Origin of the sequence: Mycolicibacterium houstonense (assembly GCF_900078665.2) — a bacterium.
GTDB lineage: Bacteria > Actinomycetota > Actinomycetes > Mycobacteriales > Mycobacteriaceae > Mycobacterium > Mycobacterium houstonense.
Genome location: NZ_LT546207.1, coordinates 1,050,351 through 1,058,379 on the forward strand (window position 1 = coordinate 1,050,351; position 8,029 = coordinate 1,058,379).

4 protein-coding genes and 4 pseudogenes are annotated in these 8,029 nt (G+C 69.0%); 1 reads left to right on the top strand and 7 read right to left on the bottom strand.

Annotation, left to right across the window (positions count from 1 at the left end):
- Positions 1-66: 66 nt before the first annotated feature.
- The 6 genes and pseudogenes from BN4332_RS33150 to BN4332_RS05245 form a co-directional block, all read right to left on the bottom strand.
- Positions 67-534: a peptidoglycan-binding domain-containing protein gene (locus tag BN4332_RS33150; protein WP_084459182.1), complete on the bottom strand. Its 468-nt coding sequence runs from the start codon at positions 532-534 to the stop codon at positions 67-69.
- 115 nt (positions 535-649) lie between these two features.
- A complete protein-coding gene (locus BN4332_RS05220; RefSeq protein WP_200820261.1) occupies positions 650-2,020 on the bottom strand; it encodes an NAD(P)/FAD-dependent oxidoreductase in 1,371 nt (456 codons plus the stop codon).
- 7 nt (positions 2,021-2,027) lie between these two features.
- Positions 2,028-3,198, bottom strand: a pseudogene (locus tag BN4332_RS05225) (RNA polymerase sigma factor).
- Positions 3,199-3,208: 10 nt separating this feature from the next.
- On the bottom strand, positions 3,209-3,616 hold the full coding sequence (locus BN4332_RS05230; RefSeq protein WP_066897503.1) for a YciI family protein: 408 nt from the start codon (positions 3,614-3,616) through the stop codon (positions 3,209-3,211).
- A gap of 347 nt (positions 3,617-3,963) precedes the next feature.
- Positions 3,964-4,947 (bottom strand): annotated as a pseudogene (locus tag BN4332_RS05240) (threonine/serine exporter family protein); the annotation flags it as partial.
- Positions 4,948-5,134: 187 nt separating this feature from the next.
- Positions 5,135-6,547 (bottom strand): annotated as a pseudogene (locus BN4332_RS05245) (threonine/serine exporter family protein); the annotation flags it as partial.
- A 192-nt stretch (positions 6,548-6,739) separates the two neighbouring features.
- Here BN4332_RS05245 and BN4332_RS05250 point away from each other — a divergent pair.
- Positions 6,740-7,588 carry an SMP-30/gluconolactonase/LRE family protein gene (locus BN4332_RS05250; protein ID WP_066897504.1) on the top strand — a complete coding sequence of 283 codons (849 nt, stop codon included), beginning with the start codon at positions 6,740-6,742 and terminating at the stop codon, positions 7,586-7,588.
- 13 nt (positions 7,589-7,601) lie between these two features.
- Here BN4332_RS05250 and BN4332_RS05255 read toward each other — a convergent pair.
- Positions 7,602-8,029: pseudogene (locus BN4332_RS05255) on the bottom strand (threonine/serine exporter family protein); the annotation flags it as partial.

Consider the following 8,029-nt stretch of genomic DNA (forward strand, 5'->3'; position numbering starts at 1 on the left):
ATCCGCGGCAGCTGCTCGCCGCCGCGGCGCCCGAGGCTCAGTCTCGGCCGGCCCGCGACGGATCCGTCAGTTGAACGGGAACTGCACGACAGCGTTGTTGCCGCCGCGACAGGTCACCGTATTGCCCTCGCGGACACAGGCCATGGTGTAGGTCTGGTGCGTCACCGGACTGAACACGTTGATCTGCACCGAATCTCCCGGCACCGCGAAGTACTCCTGGCGGACATTCTGCGCGAACGGACACGAGGTACTGGGGCTGGCCAGAATCCCGTTGCTGCATTGCTTCATCACGTCGCCACCCTGCGTCGTCAGCTCGTCGAGCTTGGCCAGCGTCTCGGGACCGGCGACCCCGTTGACGATCAGGCCGGCCCGCTTCTGGAACTCGCGGATGACGGCCTCGGTCTGCGCGCCGAAGTCGCCGTCGACCTGCAGATGCGAGTAGGCCGGGTAGTCCAGGTTCAGCAGCGCCTGCAGCGTCGCAACCTGTTGCCCCTGGCTGCCGTTCTTCAATGTGACTGTCGGATATGGAGGCATGACCCCGCGCTCCTCTCATCTCGGGTGGCGTCGCGCCAACTACGGATGATCGGAACGTAGCCGCGGCCCGGGGCCGCGAACACGAGTAGCCGGGTACTCGAAACGGATCGCGCCCCTAACGGTCGCGCAACTCGTCCGGTGCCTCCGGGGCGGGCGGTGTCGGCGCATCCCACATCGTCCAGGTGTAGTGCTGGTCAGGCAGTTCGGTGGCACCCAGCATGAAGGCACGGTGCGAACGACTGGCGCGGGCGATGGTGACCAGCCAGGTGCCGACGGTGCTGATCCGGTTGCGGACCCCGGTGAGGAAGGCGATGTGGACGAAACCCCACGCCAGCCAACCGAGGAAACCGGCGGTCTTGATCGGGCCGACCTGCAGGAGCGCTTGTCCCCGAGCGATGTAGGCCGCCGAACCGAGATCGCGATAGCGGTACGGCTTGCGCGGTTTGCCTGCGAGTTCACGCCGGATGCAGGAGGCGACATGGAGCCCGCCCTGCATCGCGTTCTCGGCAACACCGGGCAGGTTCTGCCGTCCGGCCAGGTCCCCGATCACGAAGACCTCCGGGTATCCGGCGACCGAAAGATCCGGCCCCACAGCGATTCTCCCGCCGCGATCGGATTCGGCACCCAGTACCTCGGCAATGTGCCGGGCGAACGGCACCGCCTCGACGCCGGCGGTCCACAACACGGTGCGCGCCGGGTAGCGCTCCTCGGGTCCCCCGGACTTCGGGGTGACGGTCACGCCGGCCTGATCGACATCGGTGACGTGCACACCCATATGCAGTTCGACGCCCAACTTCTGCAGTGACCGGGTGGCCTTCTCCCCCAACTCGGGCGCGAAGGCCTTCAGCACGCGCTCACCGCCGTCGAACAGGAGCACCCGGGCCTCTTCGGGATCGATGCTGTGGAACTCGTGGGCCAGGGTGCGGGTGGCCATTTCGCGGATCTGGCCTGCCAATTCGACCCCGGTCGGCCCGCCGCCGGCAACGGCGAAGGTGAGCCAGCCGTCACGCTCGGGGCCCGGCGGGAGTGTCTCGGCGATTTCGAAGGCGGTGAACAACCGCTGCCGGATGTGCAGCGCATCGTCGAGCGTTTTCATCCCAGGCGCCCAGTGCGCGAAATGCTGGTTGCCGAAGTAGGACTGCTGCATCCCGGCCGCCACGACGAGCACGTCGTAATCGAGGGTGAAGGTCGTCTCGTCCGGGCGGCGGGCGGTCACCCGACGCGCCTGCGGGTCGACTTCCATCGCTTCACCCAGCAGCGTGGTGACGTTCCGGTGCCGGGCGAACTCCTCGCGCAACGGACGGCTGATCTGTCCGATGCTCAATGTGCCTGTGGCGCACTGGTACAGCAGCGGCTGGAACAGATGGCCGGCCGCGCGATCGAGCAGCGTCACGTCGACGTCGACACCGCCCAGGCGGCGGGCGCAGAACAAACCGCCGAATCCCCCACCGATGATCAACACTCTCATCCGACTGTTGCCCACCATTGCGAGCCTAGCCCTCGGCGCCGGAAATGCGGCCGCGCACGAGCGACGCACGCAATGTCAGATGATTGCGCTCGGCCACCGAATGCGCCTCGGCCGCGGCCTGAACGTAGAGCTGAGCGGCCGTCGCGTCCTCCCCGGCGCGTTCGTACAGATACGCAAGGGCCGCGGTGTGCCGCGGCACCGTCGGGTCGAGTTCGGCGAGCGCCGCCAATCCCGCCCGCGCTCCTCGGGCCGAGCGCGACAGCGCGGTTGAGCCGCACCACCGGGCTATCGGTGAGCGCGACGAGTTCGTCGTACCACTCGACGATCTGCACCCAGTCGGTCTCCTCCGCGGTCTGAGCGTCGGCGTGCAGCGCCGCGATCGCGGCCTGCGCCTGATATTCCCCGAGCCGGTCCCGGGCCAGCGCGGCCTGCAGCACGTACACACCCTCGGCGATGAGATCGGTTCGCCACAGTGTGCGGTCCTGCTCGGCCAGGGGAACCAGACTTCCGTCGGCGCGGGTGCGGGCCGACCGCCGGGCATGGTGCAGCAGAAACAGCGCCAGCAGGCCCGCCACTTCCGGGTCGCCGGTGGTCCGGGCCAGTTGCCGCACCAACCTGATGGCTTCCGCGGCGAGATCCACGTCGCCGGTGTAGCCCTCGTTGAACACCAGATACAGCACCCGCAGCACCGTGCGAAGGTCTCCCGGGCGGTCCAGACGCACGGTGCTCACGGTGCGCTTGGCTCTGCTGATCCGTTGTGCCATGGTCGCTTCGGGTACGAGGTAGGCCTGCGCGATCTGACGGGTGGTGAGGCCACCGACGGCGCGCAAGGTCAGCGCCACCGCCGACGACGGGGTCAGGCTGGGGTGCGCACACAGGAAGTAGAGCTGCAAGGTGTCGTCCACCGCCGGGGCCGGATCAGCCTGCCCACCGCTGTCGTGCTGCCGGGCCACGCGCAGTTCCCGGTCCCGGCGGGCGACATCGGACCGGGTGTGGTCGAGGAACCGGCGCCACGCGGTGGCGATCAGCCAGCCCTTGGGGTCATCCGGCGGCTGATCCGACCACGCCTGCCAGGCCTGAACCAGGGCTTCCTGCACAGCGTCCTCGGCCGCGGCGAACCCGGCCCCGCGGTGAAGGAGGGCCGCCAGGACACCGGGAATCAGATCCCGCAGCCGGCCCTCGTCCACCGCGCTCATCGACTCGGTTCTACTCGGTGACGGTCGGCGCGGCGGTGAGGAACGGCCGTACCTCGAGCCATTCGTGGATGGGCCGGCCGCCCGCCCCCGGCGCCGCCGACAGTTCCCCGGCGAGCTCGACGGCGCGCTGGTAGGTGTCGACGTCGATGATCATCCAGCCGGCGATCAGATCCTTGGTCTCCGCGAAGGGCCCGTCGGTGACCGGAGGCTTACCCTCGCCGTCATAGCGGACCCAGGCGCCTTCCGGTGCCAGCGCTTGGCTGTCGACGTACTCGCCGGTGTCTTTCAGACGATCGGCGAAATCGTTCATGTACTGGATGTGGGCCTGGATCTCATCCGGCGACCACTGGTCCATCGGGGTGGCGTTGACGGCCGCCGGCGCTCCTCGGTAGTGCTTGAGCAGCAGGTACTTGGCCATGAAATTCTCCCTTCAGATTCGCGACCCTAGTCGGTCACTCGCCTCTGGGACGGAGCCGCGACGACGTTCTCGACATCGCGGCCCGAAATATTTCCGAACTGAGTGTCAGGCCACGTCACGCGGGTCCAGGATGGCCTATGAGCCCGTCGTCGGACCTCAAGTACACAACCGATCAGTTCGATTGGCTAAGCTTCGACTATCCAAGTTCAGATTCGAGTACCGAGGTGGCATTCATGTTCCTGAGCAAGGCAGCCGTGGCGACCTTCGCGGCAGCAGGCGTGATCGGGGCCGCTGTCGGCCTGGGCACGGCCACCGCCAGCGCCGAACCGGACCCCAGCNAGCAGACCCCCCGCCAGTGCGGCACCGAGCACGGCCAGCACGATCGGCAGCGGCCGGTTCGGGGTGATGAACGTGCCGGCGCTGTTGACGTGCAACTCGATCTGGAAACCCAGTAGCGTGGCCGCCTGCAACGCACCGACGATGCCGACCACGATGCCTGCCGTGAGAAACACCGCGTCGCCGAGCCGAGCCACCGCGGTGACCATGTAGCCGGTCAACGCGTCCTGCACCGCACCGACCAGGGTCATTCCCGACAGCAACAACACGATGCCGGTGGCGACCAGGGCACTGAGCCCCTGCCCTGTGTAGCGGTAGGCACCGAGCGCCACCAACGTCGCGATCGCCGCCCCGACGGCGTGCTGAAAGAAGAACGGGGTGCCGATTCGATTGAGCACCCGGCCGACCCGGTCGATCACCGCGGCCGTGATGGTCGCCAGCAGACAAGTCAACCAGTTGCCGCCGAGCAGCATCGCGATGCCGAGCGCGAACCCCGCCCACCCGGCCGTCGCCAGCCACCGCGGGAACGGATGCGGACTCTCGGTCAGCTCGTCCATGGCCTCGTGAGCCTCGTCGACCGTGATACCGCCGGACGTGATGCGCCGGACCAATCGGTCGAGTTCGGCGAGCCTGGTGTAGTCCGTGGACCTGGTCCGCACGGCGCGCATGATCGTGACCGGCGGGCTGTCGGCGGTCGGCAGCGCCGACACGATGATGGTCGCGACGGTGATGTCGACGACGCAGTCGGTGAGTCGGTAGGCCTGCGCGACGTCTTGCGCGGTGGCCACGACGTCCGCGGTACCCGAACCCGATGACAGCATGACCTCGGCGAGCCGGATCGTGAGGTCGAGAACCTTGCGGGTGTGCACATCGCCCATCCCGGCCGACGTGCGGCTGCGCCGCCCGGCCACGGGTGCCGGATCGCGCCGCCCACGCAGGGCCATGCGCAGCCCGCCGCGCAGGCGCGCCTTGCCGTTCAACCCTTCCTCGGTCATCTCTGCAAAGGGTACTGATGAACGGCCCTTCGCCGGTGGAAGACATGGTCCGCCCACCGGCGGCGTCGACCGGAACGGTTGCGCTGGCACACAAGGCCGTTCGACCGCCGAGGCGGTGCCCGGGCCGCGGGCTACCGCTGGAACCGGACGTAACGGTCCACGGCCGCGGCGTCGCCTGCCGAGTACGTCACGCTGTCCACCTGGGTGCCGTGGTCGTCGACGAGGAGCAGGTTCCCGCCGGAGTTCCCGAGTTGGGCGCCGGACCCGTCGAGCTCGACAACCGCCGACGCGCCCGCAGCCAGATCGGTGTCCAACTTGCTCTCGCGGCCATTGCGGTCGACCAGGCGCCNCGCAGCCGCACCACCCGCCCCACGGCCCGGCGAAGCCCCGGTGGGCCGTCCTTGCGGAAGAAATCGCCGATCCGGCCGGCCCGGTACCGCAACGGTGAACCGAGCAACTCCCCCATCACCACGCCGCTGCCGAGCGCCAACGCGGTGGCCGCGGCCGACAGCAGATGCGCCAGCCCGTCGCCGAACTTCTCGTCGACCGAAAAGGCGAACACCGCCCAGAACACCGCCAGGCCCGGAAGCATCGGCATGATGCCGGCAGTGGCGGTCACCAGCGCCGGGGACTGCCGGCGGATGGATATCAACGTGGCCAGGAAACCGACGCCGACCGCTGCCACCCCCGTGGCCGCCCACTGACCGAATCCGGCTGTGCCGAGACCGATCAACGTCAGCTCGGCCAGCCCGGCGGCCAGCCCCGCAGTGGGCAGCGACCGCAGCGGCGCATAGCTGGCCATGGTCAGGCAGATCCCCGCCAGTGCGGCACCGAGCACGGCCAGCACGATCGGCAGCGGCCGGTTCGGGGTGATGAACGTGCCGGCGCTGTTGACGTGCAACTCGATCTGGAAACCCAGTAGCGTGGCCGCCTGCAACGCACCGACGATGCCGACCACGATGCCTGCCGTGAGAAACACCGCGTCGCCGAGCCGAGCCACCGCGGTGACCATGTAGCCGGTCAACGCGTCCTGCACCGCACCGACCAGGGTCATTCCCGACAGCAACAACACGATGCCGGTGGCGACCAGGGCACTGAGCCCCTGCCCTGTGTAGCGGTAGGCACCGAGCGCCACCAACGTCGCGATCGCCGCCCCGACGGCGTGCTGAAAGAAGAACGGGGTGCCGATTCGATTGAGCACCCGGCCGACCCGGTCGATCACCGCGGCCGTGATGGTCGCCAGCAGACAAGTCAACCAGTTGCCGCCGAGCAGCATCGCGATGCCGAGCGCGAACCCCGCCCACCCGGCCGTCGCCAGCCACCGCGGGAACGGATGCGGACTCTCGGTCAGCTCGTCCATGGCCTCGTGAGCCTCGTCGACCGTGATACCGCCGGACGTGATGCGCCGGACCAATCGGTCGAGTTCGGCGAGCCTGGTGTAGTCCGTGGACCTGGTCCGCACGGCGCGCATGATCGTGACCGGCGGGCTGTCGGCGGTCGGCAGCGCCGACACGATGATGGTCGCGACGGTGATGTCGACGACGCAGTCGGTGAGTCGGTAGGCCTGCGCGACGTCTTGCGCGGTGGCCACGACGTCCGCNCCTGGGCACGGCCACCGCCAGCGCCGAACCGGACCCCAGCCTCCCGCCGCCCCCGAACGCGCCGAAGAAGCCGGCCGAGACGTGGCAGGGTCACCCGATGGTGTGGTGGAACCTGCCTGCGGGCGGCCACTGGGGCGTTTGGATCAACGGCGACTTCCTCCCGTTCACCTGATCGGTGAGCTGACGGCCCGATGACGTCGATCGAAGCGGTCGGCGCCGTCCCGTTTGTCGACGGAATCGTCTACGGCGAAGGCCCGCGCTGGCGCGGCGACCGCCTGTGGTTCACCGACGGGCCGGCCGGCCGGGTGTGTTCGGCCGGCGTAACCGGCGACATCAAGGTCGAGGTGGGCCTTCCCCGCGCGTCGGGTCTGGGCTGGCTGCCCGACGGAACTCTCGTGGTGTCAACACTTTTCGCCGCGCAGCTCCACCACGTCGATCCGCGCGGGCAGGTGTTGGCCGCCTACGACGTCAGCCATCTCGCCTGGTCCACCAACGATCTGGTGGTCGCGTCCGACGGCCGGGCCTATGTCGATCTCTACCTCGCCGGCAAAGACGGCATCACCGGCGGGATCGGCCTGGTCGCCACCGACGGAACCGTGCGCGTCGTCGCCACCGGGTTGGCATTGCCCAACGGGCTGGCGTTCCTGCCAGGTGAATCGACCCTGGTGGTCAGTGAGACCAACGGATCACGACTGCTGACCTTCCCCGCGGACGCCGACGGCGACCTCGGCAGCCCCACGGTGTTCGCCGATCTCGGTCCGCACCGGCATCCCGACGGGCTGTGCGTCGACGCCCAGGGCGGGGTCTGGGTCGGTTGCTATGACACCGGCGAATTCCTGCGGGTGGTGGCGGGCGGAGCGATCACCCATCGCATCGAGATCGACCGCGGATGGGCGGTGGCTCCGGCGCTGGGCGGCCACGACGGACGGACGCTGTATCTGGTGGTGGACGAAACCACCCACGAAGGGCTGCTGGCCGGAAACTCGACGGGCCGGATCTTGCAGGCGCGCGTCGATGTCCCCGGAGTGGGATCGCCGTGAACGCCCGTCCGATTCAGCGATCGGATACGTCGTCGACCTCGTCGGTGCCGGGAGGATCCGATTCTTCGTCCGGCGCGGCCTCCAGCGGGACACTCTCCGCGCGTTGAGCGCCGATGGGTGCGGTGGTCTCGGCCGGCCGCAGCCGCACCACCCGCCCCACGGCCCGGCGAAGCCCCGGTGGGCCGTCCTTGCGGAAGAAATCGCCGATCCGGCCGGCCCGGTACCGCAACGGTGAACCGAGCAACTCCCCCATCACCACGCCGCTGCCGAGCGCCAACGCGGTGGCCGCGGCCGACAGCAGATGCGCCAGCCCGTCGCCGAACTTCTCGTCGACCGAAAAGGCGAACACCGCCCAGAACACCGCCAGGCCCGGAAGCATCGGCATGATGCCGGCAGTGGCGGTCACCAGCGCCGGGGACTGCCGGCGGATGGATATCAACG